The sequence below is a fragment of the Chryseobacterium sp. Bi04 genome, from assembly GCF_918698085.1.
Classification (GTDB): Bacteria; Bacteroidota; Bacteroidia; order Flavobacteriales; family Weeksellaceae; genus Chryseobacterium.
The window spans coordinates 97,580-116,026 of record NZ_CAKKLP010000003.1 but is presented as its reverse complement, the minus strand read 5'-3'; the positions used below and the strand labels follow the sequence as shown (position 1 = coordinate 116,026).

Annotated in this window: 15 protein-coding genes; 11 read left to right on the top strand and 4 right to left on the bottom strand. The window is 38.4% G+C overall.

The features are described 5' to 3' along the window. The first annotated feature begins 24 nt into the window (after positions 1-24). Genes LQV47_RS06745 through LQV47_RS06710 form a run of 8 tightly spaced genes read left to right on the top strand, consistent with a single transcriptional unit; the run spans position 25 to position 8,088 of the window. Positions 25-1,512 (top strand): FAD-dependent oxidoreductase, encoded by a 1,488-nt coding sequence (locus tag LQV47_RS06745; RefSeq protein WP_230035177.1) that lies wholly within the window; start codon positions 25-27, stop codon positions 1,510-1,512. Then, complete coding sequence (locus LQV47_RS06740) at positions 1,509-2,525, top strand: diiron oxygenase (protein ID WP_230035175.1); 1,017 nt, start codon at positions 1,509-1,511, stop codon at positions 2,523-2,525. The genes LQV47_RS06745 and LQV47_RS06740 overlap by 4 nt, the downstream gene beginning before the upstream one ends. Before the next feature lie 57 nt (positions 2,526-2,582). Next, the gene (gene fabG / locus LQV47_RS06735) at positions 2,583-3,338 is read left to right on the top strand and encodes a 3-oxoacyl-ACP reductase FabG (protein WP_230035173.1); all 756 of its coding nucleotides are present in this window, start codon (positions 2,583-2,585) and stop codon (positions 3,336-3,338) included. A gap of 18 nt (positions 3,339-3,356) precedes the next feature. Then, positions 3,357-4,601, top strand: a complete 1,245-nt coding sequence (locus tag LQV47_RS06730) for a beta-ketoacyl-[acyl-carrier-protein] synthase family protein (protein WP_230035171.1) — start codon at positions 3,357-3,359, stop codon at positions 4,599-4,601. Then, positions 4,588-5,628 carry a beta-ketoacyl synthase N-terminal-like domain-containing protein gene (locus tag LQV47_RS06725; RefSeq protein ID WP_230035169.1) on the top strand — a complete coding sequence of 347 codons (1,041 nt, stop codon included), beginning with the start codon at positions 4,588-4,590 and terminating at the stop codon, positions 5,626-5,628. Before LQV47_RS06730 ends, LQV47_RS06725 begins: the two co-directional genes overlap by 14 nt. Before the next feature lies 1 nt (position 5,629). Further along, positions 5,630-6,112 (top strand): 3-hydroxyacyl-ACP dehydratase FabZ, encoded by a 483-nt coding sequence (gene fabZ / locus LQV47_RS06720; RefSeq protein WP_230035167.1) that lies wholly within the window; start codon positions 5,630-5,632, stop codon positions 6,110-6,112. A gap of 2 nt (positions 6,113-6,114) precedes the next feature. Further along, a complete protein-coding gene (locus LQV47_RS06715; protein WP_230035165.1) occupies positions 6,115-6,861 on the top strand; it encodes an alpha/beta fold hydrolase in 747 nt (248 codons plus the stop codon). 12 nt (positions 6,862-6,873) lie between these two features. Next, positions 6,874-8,088: a cytochrome c peroxidase gene (locus tag LQV47_RS06710; protein WP_230035163.1), complete on the top strand. Its 1,215-nt coding sequence runs from the start codon at positions 6,874-6,876 to the stop codon at positions 8,086-8,088. A 63-nt stretch (positions 8,089-8,151) separates the two neighbouring features. On the opposite strand, the gene LQV47_RS06705 is transcribed toward LQV47_RS06710, so the two are convergent. Beyond that, on the bottom strand, positions 8,152-10,458 hold the full coding sequence (locus tag LQV47_RS06705) for a hypothetical protein (RefSeq protein ID WP_230035161.1): 2,307 nt from the start codon (positions 10,456-10,458) through the stop codon (positions 8,152-8,154). A 358-nt stretch (positions 10,459-10,816) separates the two neighbouring features. Between LQV47_RS06705 and LQV47_RS06700 the strand changes: the two genes are divergently transcribed. Continuing rightward, on the top strand, positions 10,817-11,581 hold the full coding sequence (locus LQV47_RS06700) for a hypothetical protein (RefSeq protein WP_230035159.1): 765 nt from the start codon (positions 10,817-10,819) through the stop codon (positions 11,579-11,581). 188 nt (positions 11,582-11,769) lie between these two features. Beyond that, complete coding sequence (locus LQV47_RS06695) at positions 11,770-12,522, top strand: nuclear transport factor 2 family protein (protein WP_230035157.1); 753 nt, start codon at positions 11,770-11,772, stop codon at positions 12,520-12,522. A gap of 178 nt (positions 12,523-12,700) precedes the next feature. On the opposite strand, the gene LQV47_RS06690 is transcribed toward LQV47_RS06695, so the two are convergent. Beyond that, positions 12,701-13,648, bottom strand: a complete 948-nt coding sequence (locus LQV47_RS06690) for an NADP-dependent oxidoreductase (protein ID WP_230035155.1) — start codon at positions 13,646-13,648, stop codon at positions 12,701-12,703. Between the two features lie 130 nt (positions 13,649-13,778). Here LQV47_RS06690 and LQV47_RS06685 point away from each other — a divergent pair, with 130 nt between their 5' ends. After that, a complete protein-coding gene (locus LQV47_RS06685) occupies positions 13,779-14,126 on the top strand; it encodes a helix-turn-helix domain-containing protein (protein ID WP_230035153.1) in 348 nt (115 codons plus the stop codon). 61 nt (positions 14,127-14,187) lie between these two features. On the opposite strand, the gene LQV47_RS06680 is transcribed toward LQV47_RS06685, so the two are convergent. Then, on the bottom strand, positions 14,188-17,376 hold the full coding sequence (locus tag LQV47_RS06680) for an efflux RND transporter permease subunit (protein ID WP_230035152.1): 3,189 nt from the start codon (positions 17,374-17,376) through the stop codon (positions 14,188-14,190). A gap of 6 nt (positions 17,377-17,382) precedes the next feature. Then, positions 17,383-18,444, bottom strand: a complete 1,062-nt coding sequence (locus LQV47_RS06675) for an efflux RND transporter periplasmic adaptor subunit (RefSeq protein WP_230035150.1) — start codon at positions 18,442-18,444, stop codon at positions 17,383-17,385. Between the last annotated feature and the right edge of the window lie 3 nt (positions 18,445-18,447).

Sequence of the window (18,447 nt, the reverse complement as noted above, 5' to 3'; positions counted from 1 at the left end):
TATTGTAACAAACCAACACAAAATATGATTGACAATATTGATGTCGATGATTTGGTGATTGGAGCGGGTCTCTGTGGTTTAACATACGGCTTAACAGCTGCCACAGAGGGACGCTCTGTCGTCATTAGCGAGGCACATCATAAAGTAGGCGGCTATGCTACCAATTTTTACAGAAACAAAAGAAAATTCATTTTTGACTGTAGCCAGCATAAAGTAAGCGGGCTCAGAGAGCATGTAGGCAACCTTTGGAATACTCTAAAAAGACTGGAACTTCATTCTCTGCTGGAAGAATTTCATCTGCATGAAGAAATCGGAACCGTAGTGTATAGAGGCAATTTTATCAGAATTCCTTCAGAACCGAATGAAATTAAAGAGACTCTTACAACATACTTTCCGGACGAAATCACCGGAATAGAAAGGCTTTTTAAAGACATAGAAACCCATGGATACCAACATTATATGTTTTTCAGAAGACTGATGAACGAGTATACCATCAACAAAGATATTTTAAGAGAAAGCAGGGGTCTCTCTAAAATAACAGCACGTCAATATTTTGAAACGATATTTAAAGGAAATGATATCATTGAAGTTCTCAGTCCTATTGCCATCTATTCGGGGTCTATTTCCAATGAAGTGAATGCTTTTTATTTTCTTCACTGTCTGTATGCTATGTTTTATGGAGGCCAGGCCTATGTAAAAGGGACAGGACAGCATCTCTCCGATGTATTGCTTAAAGAATTTGTCAATCGCGGGGGGATTCTGTTAAAAAAGAACCCGGTCTATGAAATGGAAGACCATAATGAATATATGCTCGTCAAAACCCGGAAAAATATGATCCGGGCAAAAAATGTAATTGCTACCTGCCCTCCGGAAGATGTGCTGAAAATGCTGAATAAACAGGAATATACAGACCGCTTCCAAAGTGTTATCAATAATTTTGAGGTGGGCTGGGGACATTTTTGTGTATACATTGTGATCTCGGTTCCTCCGGAAGAAGTTGACATATTTTCACCCGAATACCTTTTGGTTTCAGATTCAGGAGACGATTTTACGAAAGAAGACTTTGAAAATGACAGATATTATGATCTTTTTACCCTGAGCATAAGTAATTACCATAGGTTTGATCCTGCCGGCGGCTATGTCATCCAGCTTGTCATGCTGGATCATGGAGACCGATGGTTTCATCTTTCAGAGGAAGAATATACTGCCAGAAAACAAAAAATTCAGGATAAGTTTATAAAAAGAGCCCTTAAGACATTTCCAAAACTGGAAGGAAAACTGATCTATACAGAATCATCAACACCAAAAACAAATTACAAATTTACTCTTGCTACCAAAGGCTCTGCTTTTGCCTATAAAATGCTCCCCAGAACCAATTTAAACCTGCTTAGTGACTTCCCCAATGACAAAATTAAATTAGTCAGCACCTGGGCAGGAGGTCCGGGTTATGAAACCGCCATGTGCTTTGGCTTTACACAAGGTAAATTATTGAGTAAAAACACAAAATTATGAATCCGCTAAAGAAAAAAACACTCAGTCCAAAATTTTCAGATCTGCTGGAGAAGCTTAATAAAGCATCTGAGAAAAAGCAAATGAGCCTGCTTCTGGACCATCCTTGGGATGAACCCACAGATCAGGTATGGCTCAAAAAGAGAGAGAATATTTCTATCTATGGAACTCCGTATTATGATCTTGCATCAGAGGAAGAAAGAAGGCTTCTGTCTGTCTATGAAACGGGAGCCTGGTGGTATACATTTATTGTATTTGAAAACCTGGTTTCGGAATATTATATGAAAATTGTAAATCATGGTTCTCTGAAAAGATTTCCGGAGGTAGTACAATATATACATCATTTCTGTAAAGAAGAAATTGTACATGCCATGGTATTCCGAAAAGCAATGAATTATTTCAATATTGCTCCGTTTCCTGTTCCTTTAAACTTACGGGAAATATACAGCCATAATGCCTCCATGTCTGAATTTCCGCTGAAAGCCATCTATCTCACTATTTTAATAGAATGGCTGGCAGAAAACAATGCCATGGAAGACTGTAACAGCAAGGAAATTTCCAAGCTTTCCCGGGCAGTAGCTGTAGAACACCATAAAGAGGAAGCAAGACATATAGAATGGGGAAAAAATATGATCCGGGAATTTATAGATGTTGTTCCTGAGTTTTTAAACGAAGCCCGGGAAATTACAGCTCCCATGCTAAGAAGTATGCTGGACATGTCCATATCCAGTATAATGGTATACGCCAGAGTTGGTTTTAAAGATAAAGCATTTAAAAATTATAAAGAGCTTATCCCAACTGTTCTGAATGCTGAAAACAGAAAAAAAATCAATTCAAGAATCATGGCTCCCATGATGAGGTATTTCATAGAAATCGGGGTCTGCAACCACGAGAATAAAGAAGTATGGAAAGCGAATGGTTTTGAAAAAGATGTTGAAGATGCTATCGGGTTTTTTAAAAAGAAATCCGCTGATGAAAGCGATATAGACAATGTAATGGATAAAAATTATGATTAATTATCATCCTTTCATAAAAACTATTTTAACACTTATAATTAACATTAAATTTTTGATATGCACATTAACTTAGACGGCAGGCATTTCCTGGTGACCGGTGGTGGACGGGGAATCGGGAAAGCTATTGTCCGGCAATTACTTTCTTCAGAAGCTTCTGTATCGTTCACCTATAACCAAGGCCGGGAAACTGCAGAAAAATACTTACAGGAACTTTCTGTTGAATTTCCCGATAAGATAGCATTATACCATGCGGATATCCAAGATGAGGAACAGTCAAAGTCATTAATAGAAACTATAGAAAAATCCTCATTAGGACCTCTATATGGGCTCATCAATAATGCTGGAATTACTGCAGATGCACCATTTTTCAGTATGACCCATACTATGTGGAGAGACGTGATCAATACCAACTTAAATGGAACTTATTTTCTTTCCAAGGCGGTTATAAAATCATTTATCCGGAAGAAGAATTCAAAAATAATCAATATTTCATCTGTTTCCGGTGTGCGTGGTGCTGTAGGTCAGGCCAATTATGGAGCTTCCAAAGCAGCCATTATCTCCCTTACCAAAACACTTGCCTTAGAATTTGCCAGGTTTAATATGCAGGTGAATGCCGTAGCTCCCGGATTTATAGATACTGAAATGGTTGCCCAAATGAATGAACAGGATAAGAAAAAAATAGACCAGATGATCCCCATGAAAAGAATGGGAATTCCTCAGGAAGTTGCTGACCTGGTCACTTTTCTCTGTTCTGAAAAAAGCAATTATATGACCGGCCAGACATTCGTCATTGATGGTGGATTAACCTTATAAAATAAACACAAAACCAATATGAAAAGAGTTGTTATTACAGGAATGGGAGTTGTAAGCCCGCTAGCTTGTGAGAAAGATGATTTCTGGAAGAAAATACTCAATGGAGATACCGGAGTCAGTGATCTTACCAAGCTGGATTCCTCAAATTATAAAGGAATAACAAGAGCTGCAGAAGTGCATCTTGAAAAAGAATATCAAAATGTAGACGTCATTGAGCATTTCCGGCCTTATGGAAAGGCTGCTACTTATGCTGCCGCTGCTGTAGATATGGGATTAAAAGATGCAGGGCTGGAAAATAGGTTGAGCCAGAAAAATAACTATGGAATTATCCTGGGAACAACGAATGGCAATCAGGATATTGTAGAACGTATCGTAGACGAATGGGATCTTGGTATGGAGCATGAAGAACTCGATCCTAAGGCAGCCGAAACCCTGAATAGATTCAGACCTGTAGAACTGAGTGCCGGTATTGCAAAATATTATCGTCTGGGTGGAACCAATATGGTTATCCCTACGGCCTGTGCAGCCGGGAATTATGCTATAGGAACAGCTTATTCTATGATTCAGGAAGGCCGGTCTCCCCTTATCATTGCAGGAGGAGCAGATCCATTTACAAGATCATGTTATACTGTATTTTACAGATTAGGGGCAATGTCAAAAAATGATTGCAAACCTTTCGATCAGGATAGAACAGGAATGATTGTAGGAGAAGGTGCTGCCGTTTTAATTCTTGAAGAATTGGAGCATGCTCTGGCCAGAGGAGCAAGGATTTATGGAGAAATAAAAGGATATGGACTGGCTTGTGACGCCTATGATCCTACAGCACCGGATCCTGAAGGTTCAGGAGCTACATTATCTATGTCTAATGCTCTTGTTTCAGGTAATATTGACAGAAAAAATATTACCTACATAAGTGCTCATGGAACCGGAACAAAAGCCAATGATGCTCATGAGATAAAAGCAATGCGTAATGTTTTTGGGGAAGAAATAAATACTTTATATGTGAACGGAATAAAGTCTATGCTGGGACATTGTATGGGAGCAGCAAGTGCTCTTGAAGCGGTAAGTGCAGTTCTATCATTATATCACCAGCAAATTCCAAAAAATAGAAATACAGAAAAAATCGATGAATCTTTTAATATCAACTTTCAGATACAGCCACCTGCGGAAATAGAGCATCATGTAGAACATATTCTAAGTAATTCTTTTGCTTTTGGCGGTAACATCTGTAGTGTAATATTCAGTAAATATGATGCAAATTAATCCAAAAACCGATATTGTAATTTCTGCTATTGGCTTTAACAGCCCGTATGGAACAGAAATAAATGAATACCTTAACAATTTGGGAGATCAGCCCCTATCTTCTTCTATCATTGAAGATCATGATCCTCAGAAATTTTTAAGACCCAAAGGCCAGCGTTTTCTGAATAAAGCCACATTGATTTACTGTAATGCAGCATTTCAGTCTATTCATAACCGGGATTTAGGGAAGTACATACAAAGCAATCCGGAAAGGATTGGGCTCTATGACGGGACGGAACTGTCTAACCTTGAAGACTGTTTTATTTTCGATTTAACAGCTAAAAATCAGGGACCGGACAGAGTAAGCCCTATGAAGGCACCCAGTACAATAGCTAATGCAGCAGCCAGCCAGATGGCTATACAGACCGGAATAAAAGGACCCAACTTCAGTGTATGTGCAGGAATGGCAGGAAGTCTCCAGGCATTAGATATTGCTTACCTCCATCTGAAACTGGGAATTATAGATTATGGAGTAACGGCTTCTACGGAAGTGCGGAATTCCTATCAGAAACTAATACAAAAAAACCAGCGAGAGAAATCTCCGGAATTGGGTATCTCTATGATTCTGGAGCGCCAGGAGTCTTTAGAAAAAGATAACAGAAAGCCTTTAGCCCGGATTAAAATGCTGCATTCTGAAACCTATACCCAAGATGCTATTCCTTTTGAAACCTATTTATATGAAATGCTATTCCCCATTATAAAATTAAATGATACTGATACGATCATTATCTCCGGCGGAACTTCTACAATACATATCAATAGATTCGAAAGTTTATTTAAAGAAAACAGTCTTCCTGTAACAGTACTGTATCCTGAGGATAAATTCGGAGATCTGGATAATGCCGGTGGAATGTTAGGTATTGCCTATGCTATTTCAGTATTTAATGGGCAAAACGCTCACAGAACAGACAAAAAAAACATCCTTGTCTTGTCGGCAGATCCATCGGGGACCGTAATCTACACCATTATAGAAAAAAACAGCATATAGTATGAAAGCCATTTTAGAATCCTATCAAATCACCCAAATAGTAAAATACCGATACCCTTTTTTACTCATAGATAAAGTCACCGAATATGTAAAAGAGGAAAGGCTAAAAGCCGTTAAAGCTGTTTCTATGGGAGAACCTTATTTTGCAGGGCATTTTCCTGATTTTCCCATCATGCCAGGGGTCCTCATTACCGAAGCTCTTGCTCAGGCATCTTCATTAATGATGGTCCTGGATAGTCTGGACTGGCAAGCCGGCAGTAGAATTCCGGCTTCTGAACCGGCTTCAATGGGAGTATTGGGAAGTGTTCAGATCAGCTTTTTACAATCCGTACTTCCAGGAAATTTATTGGAACTGGAGGTCAGCATAGATTGGAAAAAGGGATCAGCCAGTTCTGTGAACGTTAAAGCATCCGTAGAAGGCTCTGTCTGTGCAAAAGGTAAAATCACGGTGATGTCTGTTGATAAAAGTAAAATCTCTTCTTAAGTATGAATACTCCTATTTTATTCTGTATTCCTTATGCAGGTGGGTCATCCATGTCATTTTCAAATATAACCAGCCTGATCAATATTGAAGGACTGGAGATTAAGTGCCTGGAACTTCCGGGAAGAGGTCTCCGACATAAAGAACCGCTACTCTCCTCTCTGGATGAGGCCGTGGATGATCTTTATGCCCATGTAAAAGATAGTCTGGGACCTCTGCAAAGACCAATTATCATCTGGGGCCACAGTATGGGTGCTATTTTAGCCCTATTGGTTTCGTCCAAATTAAATAAACATCAGTTCAATATGGTTGGGGTATTGGTTTCAGGAATGAAAGCGCCTACCCACCAGTCACCTCCTCACACCTTGTCAGAAAAGGCTAAGAATAAATTATTATCTGACCTTTTACCTATCAAGTACGAACAAAATAAAGAGGCTCCCCTTTTTCAAAAGATTTATAAAAAAAGAATGGACATTATGGAAAAAGATGTAGAAATATTGGAAAAGTACCAGAATGATAATTGGGCAGATATGTCTTTATCCAATACTATAGCCGTCATCATGGGTGAAGATGATGAGCTATATCCTACCCTGTCTTATTATGAAAACTGGAAACTTCATACCTCAGGCAACACTGAATTCTTTCCAATAAAGGGCAATCATTTTTTCCCGATGCAGCATCCGGAAGAAACCGCAGGATTACTTACTCAGATAGTAACACAACTATTGAATCAAAACCATCTATTAACTTAAAAAAAACAAAAAATGAAAAAATTATTATTCTTACCGGCAGTCGCCTTGCTCAGCCTAACGTATTCTTGTTCCAACGATAGTATGACAATGGAACCTATTTCTGAACCTAATGCTCAAGTATCAGCTTTATCAATGTCCAGAAATGCCTCATCGTTATCTGCTTATTTTGGGGATAATATAGACTTCAACAGTTTACCCAATTATGCCAATCAAAATATTCCAATGTATATATTCAGGAACAATATTCCGTTCATTAATCGTATTACAAATGAAGGGGCTACCTTGGGAAGGGTTTTATTTTATGATAAGAAGCTGTCCAGCAACAATACCGTCTCGTGTTCCAGCTGTCATAAACAGGAATTGGCATTTGGAGATAATAAAATAGCCAGCCAGGGAGTAAACGGAACAACGGGCAGGCATTCCATGAGGTTGATCAATGTGAGATTTGCAGAGGAAGCCAGATTATTCTGGGACAAAAGAGCAACCTCTCTGGATACCCAGACTACCATTCCTATCAAAGATCATTTGGAAATGGGTTATAGTGGTACGAACGGAGCCCCGTCGTTTAATAATCTTATTACAAAACTTCAGGGGTTGGATTATTATAAAGAACTGTTTACAAGAGCATATGGCAGCCCGGAAATCACTGAAGAAAAAATGCAGAAAGCGCTGGCCCAATTTGTCAGCAGTATCATCTCTTTTGATTCAAAATATGATGAAGGAAGAACTATGATTGCATCAGATTTTCTTGATTTCCCTAACTTCACCGCAGAAGAAAACCTTGGAAAAAAGCTGTTCATGGAATTTCCTGTTGCAGTGCGTGGAACCCGCGCAGGAGGTGGTTTAGGCTGTGCAAGCTGTCACCTGGCTCCGGAATTTGGAATGAGTGCGTTAAGTGGTAATAATGGCGTCATTGATAAAATAGGGAGCACTGATATAGATCTTACGGTTACCAATTCTCCTTCAATGCGGGATCTTGTCAATTCCAATGGGCAGCCTCATGCTCCTATGATGCATTCTGCCGTGTTTTCTACATTGGAGCAGGTAATAGATCATTATAATAATATTCCACAAGATCCCAGAAACAATAAACTGGATAACAACCTTCGGTTAAGAGGCTTAAATGCTACACCAGCAGAGAAAAAGGCGGTTATTGCCTTTATGAAAACCCTTACCGGAAAAAATGTTTACACAGATAAAAAATGGTCAAACCCATTTATTAATTAATTGAATATCATGCAGAAAGCCGGCAAAAGCCGGCTTTCTGCATGATATTCAATATTACTTTAATCAGTTAAAGCCGAATTTAGAAAACAGTCCCGGTTTTTTCCATGATGCCCTGTATTCATCAGCAATAGAATTATAATCTGGAAATGAACACACATAATCCAATAGAATGTGTGCTTCCTTAAGATTGCCGGATTGGTACAAAACTGCGGCCTTTGCCAGCTCTACTCCCTCCATTAGCTTGTCATATCCCCATTCTTCATCATGATAGATAATAGAAAACCTTTCAGCAAGTGATAAAGTATGGTCTTTATGATTTAGTTTACTATAAACTCTAACTCCGTAGCTAAGCCAAAGCACATAATCTTCAGGATCCATGATTTCGGCATTGAAAGCATCATGGTCACTAAAGACAGACGCTGCTTCCTGATATGCTCCATGAAAATAGTTGCTCTTTACCATCATATAGAGTGTTTTAGCCCTGTCGAAATCATCCAGCAGAAAATCTTTTTTGCTTTCCAAATATTTATGGGCAGTAATGGTAACCTTTCTGTAATCTTCGTGCTCATTATAGATCTGCATCAGAATATATTGTGGATGAGGTTCCCGGGGAAAGCGTTCGGCAAGTTTTTCATAATAAGATTGTCTGGTTATATGATCTTCGGTATCCAGACGCTGATACATTATTTCCTCCAAAACGTTTTTTCCTGCCTCCAGATCCCTGTAGTCGTAGTCATTAATTTCAGGATGTTCCATAGTGTGCTGATAAAAATAAGTAAGCATTTCCTCAGCATTCTTGTAAACATTATCGCATCCCAGCAGGCAATGAACCTCAATTTGGCGTGCTTTATAGTATAAATTTTTATAGAAATAGTCTTCGTCTTCATCATCATAGAGACTAAAATAGGCGTTCAGTGCTTCCGCAGTCTCTTCATCATTTTCACCTTCTAATAAAGCATCTATTCTTACAAGATGAAGTTCCCTGAACTCTGAATATGTAAGCCCTTCAGAAGCTTTGGCAGCAGAAGCATCATGATCTCCCTGCAATACATATTTGATGGCTAAGTTATTACAGCACATCGCTCTGGTATGCAGGTCATTGTAATAATCGCTTTCAAATTTTCCTTCTTTATAATATCTTCGGAAAGCTTTATCAGCCTGCTCATATACCATACGGCTCACATCTATCCATTGCAGCTTATCACTTTCATCCTCTATTTCTTCTATAAACTCATCGATACAAACCCCTTCGTTGTAAATGTCTGTGGGGAAATCGGAAAATGCAGGAATTTCAGCCGGTATCACTTTATAAAGATGATATTCCGATTCTGCTTTCCGTCTCCATGCCGTTACATTTGATGATAATATCACAGCCTTTTGCAGGAAGGGTATGGCTTCAGCATAGCGTTTATTTTCATAGAGATAGGTTCCGGCAAAATGGTAGCCTGAGAAAAGTTCCGGATGTGTAGTAATCACTTCAAGAGCATGCTCATAATAAAAATATTCAGAAACATTCAGCAGGTCAGCATAGTTTCTTTCAATGATCAGCTGATAATAGAAAATATCAGATGGGCTGTACCCCTTTTGAATCAATTCTGCAAAACGATGATGCCATTCTACGAGCTTTTCCTGTATATGTAAAGCACTGTTAGTCCCTTTAATAGCTTTCAGCATCATCTTCAATGAAAGATCCGGAGCATTATTTTCATAAGCTATATCCGCAAGGTTGATAAAATCATAATCATCTCTGCTTACAAAAGTGAGGTGTCCCTGCTCAATAAGACTTATTAATTCCTCTCCTGAGATCATTTTTTCGCGGTCCAGCAGATAGATTTTTTTGATCCAGAACAATGAGGTATTCTTATCCCTCAGCTCACGGTTGTCTGCAAATGCTCTTTGAAAGTAATATATTCCAGCTTCAAGACTGTTTAAAAGAGCTTCATTTTCACCCAGGGATTCATATATTTTCACTAAAAAGTCATAGCCGTAGGCTTCGTATCCTGCATGATCCAGTAAACGTTCCGCATATGCTATGAATTCGGCCTTATTGGCTTCAATAATATGTTTTTTCATCCTGCCTATCTGCATCAATGTATATTCGTTGCTTAAAGGATAATCCAGGATATTATAAAGTGCTTTAAGGTTGTTGGGATTTAGCTTTAGGATTTTGCGGAGATAAGGAATTACCTTATCATGTATAGCACTGTATACTTCTTCATGTCCTTCTTCATACACGCTGTCATGATGAGCCACTGCCATTAAAAATAATACCTCTTCATTGTCAGGATTGGATAATAAATATTTTTCGCCCTCAGCAATACACTGCTCCAGTTCTCCACGGTAAAACAGCTGTTCAAAATTGTTGTACATTATTAATATTTTGTTCTATAATTTGATAGTTATATTCTGTCTGCTTTAGAGGCTTCAGAATTTTTGATTTGGTTTGCAAAAATAAAAAACAAAATTAAAAATAGGGTAAAACACCCATAAAATCAGCAATAATATAACATTAAATATATATAGATTTGTCTGTATAAACTCAATATATCTGATAGAGAAAAGTTTAGCATCATCATTCTAAGTAGCAGATTAATAAAGAAAAAATTAAAATCTTATTAAATCAGAAAAATATCTACATAAAATTGCAGCTAATTCTTTAATTTTCAAATTTAAAGCCTTAATTTTGAGGCGAAATTCAGAAAATTCAGATTCTTCAACAACTATGCACATGAAAAAAATGATGATCGGGCTTTGTTCGGCCCTGTCTGTTATTGTTTTGGGACAAAAAAAGCCCTCAAATGTAAGTAATCTTACCCCTTACAGCTATCAGACATTCAATTGTGACAACAAAGGATATTTTGATGCTGCCAAATATGAGAAAGAAGAAATAGACGGCGTTAATAAACTACTATATAAATTCAATGGGGTCCATTTTGATACGAATCCTATTTTTAAACTTTCCAGCCTTGAAGAGATCCGCAAAAATAAAGAAGCTCATTTAGAAAACCTGGAAAAACAGTATCAGGAAAAAAAAGAAGAGCTGTATAGTCTTAAGGTGATCGATTTGCCTGTTTGGAAAAATCTGTATGAGAATGCTATTCAGACTTTTGAAAACGAGTATGAATTAAACAGGGAAGAGATTATGGCTTTCTCTGATCCTGCAACCCTCAAAAACAGCAAATTTTATAACACCTGTAGAGAGCCTATAGACGCGATATCTTCTCCCGACCGGGAAAAAATGTTTGAGGCATGGAAAAATTTCACGGAACTAAAAAGCAAAAATAATGCAGATCCAAAAGCTGTAATGGCGAGGTTTGATCTTAAAATGAATGATCCTCAAAAAGAAGATTACGCTTTGATTGATTTGATTGGCCTTAGTTTTCACAACTGTGCCAACAGCAGCTTCAGACAAAAACGTGAAGATGAAGGAACAGTTTACAAAGATTTTGATAAAATTTTTATGAAGCTGAAAAAAAATTGTGAAGAGTTGTAAGATGTATTTTTATTGAAAAGTTGAAGAATCTAAAAATATAGTGCAGCACCTGATTGGGTGCTGTTTTTTTTGTCATTCTGTCGTTTTTTCAATCAGCAGTAAAAATCAGGAGTTTAAACTTATAACTTTTTATCTTCACTTAGTTTCATCTTTTTGTATCTTCCATTCTTAATTAAAAAACATAAAAAATGAAAAACAAACAAAAAGCAATCGAACTTTTAAATGGTATTGAAACACGGGTACCTCTTGATCACATCAATGAAGAGAAATACATACAGCACAACCTGAATATAGGTGAAGGACATGCAGGCTTAGAAGCCCTGTTTTCCCAGCTTCCCATAGGTTCTACCAAAGTAAATATCATAAGAGCTTTTGAAGATGGTGATTATGCTTTCTGCCATGTAGATTACAACTTTTTCGGGCCAAAAATTGGATTTGATATTTTCCGTTTTGAAGAAGGAAAAGCTGTTGAACACTGGGATAATCTTCAGGAAATATCAGGTCCAAACCCAAGCGGCCACACCATGACGGATGGCACAACAACCATTACAGACTTAAACAAAACAGAAGCTAACAAAACATTGGTACGAAGCTTTGTAGAGGATATTCTGGTCAATGGAAAAATGGACAAGTTAACCCATTATATTGACGACAAAAATTATACCCAGCACAACCCGCAAATAGGCGATGGCCTGTCTGGTCTGGGGAAAGCTTTGGAATATATGGCTTCCCAGGGTATTACGATGCAATATGACACCATCCATTTAGTATTGGGTGAAGGCAATTTTGTACTCACCACCAGCGAAGGTAAGTTTGGTGGAAAACATACCTCTTTTTATGATTTATTCCGCATTGAAAACGAAAAAATTGTTGAGCATTGGGATACTATCGAAGAAATTCCGGCAAAGGAAAACTGGAAAAATAACAACGGGAAATTTTAACAGGTTACAGGTATTGGTACCCGTAATTTTCCACACACAAAGTAAGCAAAGGCTTTCAGTTCTTGCTGAACATTTTTTTATTATCAAAGAAATAAAGACATATGTAAAACTAAAGACTGCATCAGAAATACAGTCTTTAGTTAATTTATATCCGGAGCCCGGAAAAGATATTTTTAGTTTATAAGGTTACCACTATTTTACCCACTGCCCGCTTTGTTTCCATTTCCAAATGGGCTTTAGCCATTTCCTCAAAAGAAAAGATTCTATGGATATGAGGAATCAAAGACTTATTTTCAAGTAAATCTGCAATGGCCTGGATTGTTTCTTTTTTGGAAGCCACCATCATAAACTCAAGATTTACATTCTGTTTTTCCGCTTTATCCTTTATGTTTTGAGGAATTTCAGGCGAAGGCAATGTCACAATGATACCCCCGGGCCGCACTATATCTATTGATCTGAGCAGAGTATCTCCCTGAATAGTATCGATAACAATATCAATATCTCCGGCTATATCCAGGTTATCTTTTTGAGTATAATCAATATGCTCATCCGCCCCAATCGACAGCACAAATTCCCTATTATTTGCAGAGGAAGTTCCTATCACATAAGCTCCAAAATATTTAGCAATCTGTACCGCAAAATGGCCAACCCCTCCTGACGCAGCATGAATAAGAACCCTATCGTTTTTTTTTATTTCAGCAACATCCACTAAAGCCTGATAAGCTGTTACTGCCGCTAAAGCAGCCGCTGCAGCTTCTTCAAATGTATGATGTTCAGGAATCATAGTCAGATGGCTTTCGGGAGCCGCTGTATATTCTGCATAGGCTTTTCCGTTTCCGAAAAAGTTGACCATTCCAAAAACTCTGTCCCCAACTTTAAAAGCCATTACTTCCTCCCCTATTTCACTTACTTCACCGGCAATATCCCAGCCTAAGACCACCGGCCTCATATCGCCATATATCCAATTGAGAACATGATCATATGCCCTTGCATTTACATCAACAGGATTGATACTTATTGCTTTTATCTGCACCAATACTTCATTAGTTTTTATTTGCGGTTTTTCCGTATCAGTCAACTGCAGCTTATCGACACCTCCGGCTTCATTTAAAATAATTGTTTTCATTATATTTTTACTTTAAGTTTAAAACAAAAGTAAATTAATGCTATATTACAGACAAGTATGCACTTTTTTGTACTCTACATACTAAAAGTATACTATTACTGATTATCAAAGGAATAATTTTAATAAAATCATGAAAAAATATCTAAAAGACGAACCTTCCTGCCCTGTAGACTATTCATTTAAGAGAATTGGTGGAAAATATAAAGGCAGAATATTGTGGTATCTGCATGTAAAGACGATCATGCGTTATGGTGAATTACGAAAAACGATCTCCGATATTACCCCGAAAATGCTTACCCAGACTTTGCGTGAGCTGGAAGATGACAGCCTTATCAGCAGGAAAGTATACCATGAAGTTCCCCCAAAGGTAGAATATTCTTTAACCGAAGTAGGACAGCAGCTCATTCCTTTCATCGATTATTTGCGGATTTGGGGAAATGAACAAATGGAGAAACAAAAAGTAAAGCAAACAGTATAAATAAGATTAAAAAAGCGCCTCAGAAATCTGAGGCGCTCTTAGGTTAATTAAGGTTTGTTATTTAGTCTATGTGTTTAGGAGTAAATCCGTCTTCACTTAGTTCTTTATGTACATAGTCGGCTTTCATTTCAGCTTCGTAGTCTACTTTTTCATGTTTACCCATTCTTCTTAGAATTGAATCAAACAATGAATACACTACCGGTACAATGATCAGCGTCAGGAATAATGATGATGTCAAACCACCAATAATAACCCAGGCCAGTCCGTTGTTCATCTCTGCTCCTGCCCCTTTTGCAATCGCAATTGGGATCATACCGAAGATCATCGCAATCGTTGTCATCAAAATCGGACGAAGACGGGCATGGTTGGCCTGAATCAAAGCGTCATGCGTATTGGCACCTGCTTCTTTTCTCATATTCGCAAAGTCGACGATCATAATCGCGTTCTTCGCTACCAGACCAATCAACATGATCATTCCCAGCATCGTAAAGATGTTCAGTGAATTTCCGGTGATGGCAAGAATTACCATTACCCCGATCAATGCCAGAGGGATGGAGAACAATACTACAAACGGATAAACAAATGAATCATATAGTGAAACCATTACCAGGTACACCAATACAATAGCAGCCATCAATGCAATTCCCAGGGTACCGAAACCTTCGGTCTGGTTTTCCATATCCCCGCTCCAGATATAGCTTACTCCTGCAGGTTTGGTCTTTTCGTTATCCATGAACTGAGCAGCCCATTCGTTGGCAACATCTCCTACCGGACGACCTACTACTTTAGATTTTACCTTTACAGAAGGTGCTTTATCTCTACGTTCCAATAAGCTTGGCCCTGAACCCATTTTTACATCTGCAAACTGGCTAAGTCTGATCTGCTCACCCTGAGGATTGGTAAACATCAGGTTTCTTACATCATCAATCGACTGTCTGTTGGCATCACCAAAACGGATGTTGATATCATATTCATACTCTCCGGCTCTGAATTTTCCATCTGTATTTCCACTGAATGCAGTTTGCATCGTTTGACCTACACTGGAAAGATTTAAGCCTAAAGAAGCCATTTTATCTCTGTCGATATTTACCTGAACTTCCGGACTTCCAGAATCGGTTGATAATTCTGCATCTACAGAACCAGGAACTTTTTTAAGCAATTCAAGGATTCTGTTTGCTTCCTTATTGGCTGTTTCGTTATCCTGCGCTGTTACCACCATTTCAATTGGCGCATTATCTGCTCCCATTAATCCGATCGGTGCGGTTTTAAACTCAACTCCGGTGAATTTTTCTTCTAACGCTCTTTTTATTTTAGCAGACTTGATATCTGTACTTTCATTACGCTCAGATTTATCTACCAGGATCACCTGGATTTCTGACTGATACAAAGTTGCCTGCGCTCCACCAAAACCTGATGACTGCTGACCAACCGTTGTAATCATATCTACTACATCCTTATCATTTCTAAGGTATTTTTCAACCGCTAATGTCACCTGATTCGTTTTTTCAACAGAAGCATCTTTTGGTAATTCCATCTGAACAAGGAACTGCCCTCTGTCCATTTTAGGGAAGAATTCACCACCGATAAATCCAAAAGCAACCAACATAAATGAAGAGATCAGGATAATGAATGTTACAATCACAGTCATTACTCTTCTTAATGTTGATTTTAAAGCCCATTCCAAAATTCCTGTGATCCAGTGTGTGAATTTCTCCAATTGTTTTTCAAACCAAAGGATAAATTTCTCGAAAGGGTTTTTTCCTGTTAAATGTACTAACTTTCCGAATCTTGATGATAACCAAGGAATAATTGTAAATGATGCCAATAAAGAGAACATCGTTGCAATAACCACCGTAACACAGAACTGTGCCAGGATATCAGCTACCAACCCCGAACTCATTGCAATCGGTAAGAATACCACCACGATTACCAGGGTAATAGCCGTTACCGTAAATCCAATCTCTGAAGCACCGTCGTAGGCTGCACGAATTCTGCTTTTCCCCATCTCCATGTGACGGTAAACGTTCTCCAAAACCACAATGGCATCATCCACAAGAATACCTACTACCAATGAAAGTCCTAATAAACTCATCAGGTTTAAGGTATACCCCATCAGATACATCCCGATTACCGTTGCAATCAATGACATCGGAATAGAAACCATTACGATAAATGCGTTTCTGATGTTGTGAAGGAACAATAGCATTACCACTGCTACCAGGATAATCGCTAAGAATAAATCGAAGATTACGTGGTCTGCAGCTTCAAGTGTAAAGTCTGTGGTATCATCTACAATATTGATTTTAACTCCCTGAGCTTTATAATTGTCCTGAACCTGAGCAATTGTTTTCTGAATGGCTTCAGAAACCGAAACTGCATTGGCATCAGACTGTTTTTTTACCTGAAGTAAAATAGTCGCATTCTGGTTGTATCTTGCTACTTTTTCTACATCTTTCTGGGTATCAAAAACTGTGGCAATATCGGAAAGACGAACCTGTGCCCCGTTTTTATTGGAAACTACCAGATTGTTCATTTCCTGTACACTTCTATACTTTCCTGAAAGTCTGATGGTAGATCTTGAAGTTCTTGTTTTAAGCGCACCTGTAGGGAAATCTAAGTTTGAAGAAAGGATTGCCTGCTGTACATCTCCAATGGAAAGTCCGTAACCCTGCAATTTCTTTTCATCTAAACTTACCTGAATTTCTCTTTCCTGTCCACCTACAAGATCAACCTGAGCAACTCCGTTTACACGGGAAAAAATAGGCTCTATTTTTTTATCTAAAAGATCATAAAGGTCTTTATTATTCAGCTTATTACTGGAAATACTCAACGTCATGATCGGGAGATCATCCAATGAGAACTTCTGTAGTGAAGGTGGATCTGCATCATCAGGAAGGTCTGCCAGAATAGCATTTACTTTTCTCTGTGCATCATTCAAAGCATAATTTACATCAGCTCCTGTGTTCAGCTGAACCATAATTACTGATAAACTTTCGTAAGAAGATGATTCTACTTTTTTTACGTTTTCCAAAGAACCTACGGCATCTTCAATCTTACGTGTCACCGAAGTTTCCACCTCTGCAGGCGAAGCTCCCGGATACACCGTAGAAATGGTTACCATATTGGTTTCAAATTTCGGAATCAATTCATACCCCATCATGGAGTAGCTTAATAAACCTCCCAATGTAAGGATCGTAAACAATACGATGACAAGGGACGGCCTTTTAATGGATATTTCTGCTAACTTCATCTGCTCTTACTTTACGATATTGATTTTTGAACCGTTGTCAAGGTTGATCTGGCCGCTGGTAATTACCTGCTCACCGCCATTAAGACCGCTGATGATCTGAACTTTATCACCATATACTTTTCCTGTTTTTACAGTAATCATTTTAGCAGTTCCGTTCTGAACGATAAAAATCTGTCCTGAGCTTACCCCGTTCGCGAAAGCTTGAGCAGGAACCGTCAACATATTCTGAGTTTCAGCACCGTGATTGGTTTTGAACAAAGCGGTTGCGTACATCCCTGCTTTTAGGTTCCCTCTGTTCTGAACTTCAATTTCAACCGGGAAATTTAAAGAAGCATCACTTTTAGGAGCAATGAATGTAATTCTTCCGCTGAAAGAATCATCCGGTAAAACGTTGACCGTAATTGGAACTTCCTGACCTAACTGAATTCTTCCCACCTGGCTTTCGTCTACCAGTACAGAAAGTTTAAGACTGTTGATATTAACGATTTCAAACATGGAAGTCCCTACAGAAACCACTGTTCCGGGCTCAACCATTTTTTTATTGATCGTTCCGCTGATTCCTGCACGGATACTGGTATCATTTACCCTTACTCCCTGCGCTCTTACCGCTGCCTGTGCATTTTTCAGCTGTAATCTTGAATTATCAACCTGCTGCTTGGTAACACCTCCGGTTTTAAAGGCATTTTCGTAACGTTGGTTATCAATAATTGCATTTTGCAAATTATTTTGAGCCTGAGAAACATCTACTTCAATTGCATCTTTTTTGATCACTGCCAAAGTCTGTCCTGCAGAAACTCTTGATCCTTCTTTTACCAAAACGCTTACGATACGTCCAGCAATTTCAGAAGACTGATTCATTTCCTGCTTTGGAATGAAAGTTCCGTTAGCTGAGTAATCTGTGTCGATATTTTCTCTTGAAACCGTTACCACATTCACGTTGATTTTATCCACCTGCTTGGCAACTTCTTTTACTTCCTGTGTCTGTTTTTCTTTATTATCTGCAATCTTGTAAGCTGCCAGACCTATCAGGACAGCTGCTACGATGATATATATTAAGGTTTTTTTCATAGT

Bases quoted from the DNA above. Each gene is read 5' to 3' on its own strand.
- LQV47_RS06675 (WP_230035150.1), bottom strand. From the start codon at position 18,444: ATGAAAAAAACCTTAATATATATCATCGTAGCAGCTGTCCTGATAGGT.
- fabG (WP_230035173.1), top strand. From the start codon at position 2,583: ATGCACATTAACTTAGACGGCAGGCATTTCCTGGTGACCGGTGGTGGA.
- LQV47_RS06725 (WP_230035169.1), top strand. From the start codon at position 4,588: ATGATGCAAATTAATCCAAAAACCGATATTGTAATTTCTGCTATTGGC.
- LQV47_RS06700 (WP_230035159.1), top strand. From the start codon at position 10,817: ATGAAAAAAATGATGATCGGGCTTTGTTCGGCCCTGTCTGTTATTGTT.
- LQV47_RS06730 (WP_230035171.1), top strand. From the start codon at position 3,357: ATGAAAAGAGTTGTTATTACAGGAATGGGAGTTGTAAGCCCGCTAGCT.
- LQV47_RS06710 (WP_230035163.1), top strand. From the start codon at position 6,874: ATGAAAAAATTATTATTCTTACCGGCAGTCGCCTTGCTCAGCCTAACG.
- LQV47_RS06695 (WP_230035157.1), top strand. From the start codon at position 11,770: ATGAAAAACAAACAAAAAGCAATCGAACTTTTAAATGGTATTGAAACA.
- LQV47_RS06745 (WP_230035177.1), top strand. From the start codon at position 25: ATGATTGACAATATTGATGTCGATGATTTGGTGATTGGAGCGGGTCTC.
- LQV47_RS06705 (WP_230035161.1), bottom strand. From the start codon at position 10,458: ATGTACAACAATTTTGAACAGCTGTTTTACCGTGGAGAACTGGAGCAG.
- LQV47_RS06680 (WP_230035152.1), bottom strand. From the start codon at position 17,376: ATGAAGTTAGCAGAAATATCCATTAAAAGGCCGTCCCTTGTCATCGTA.
- LQV47_RS06690 (WP_230035155.1), bottom strand. From the start codon at position 13,648: ATGAAAACAATTATTTTAAATGAAGCCGGAGGTGTCGATAAGCTGCAG.
- LQV47_RS06715 (WP_230035165.1), top strand. From the start codon at position 6,115: ATGAATACTCCTATTTTATTCTGTATTCCTTATGCAGGTGGGTCATCC.
- LQV47_RS06740 (WP_230035175.1), top strand. From the start codon at position 1,509: ATGAATCCGCTAAAGAAAAAAACACTCAGTCCAAAATTTTCAGATCTG.
- LQV47_RS06685 (WP_230035153.1), top strand. From the start codon at position 13,779: ATGAAAAAATATCTAAAAGACGAACCTTCCTGCCCTGTAGACTATTCA.
- fabZ (WP_230035167.1), top strand. From the start codon at position 5,630: ATGAAAGCCATTTTAGAATCCTATCAAATCACCCAAATAGTAAAATAC.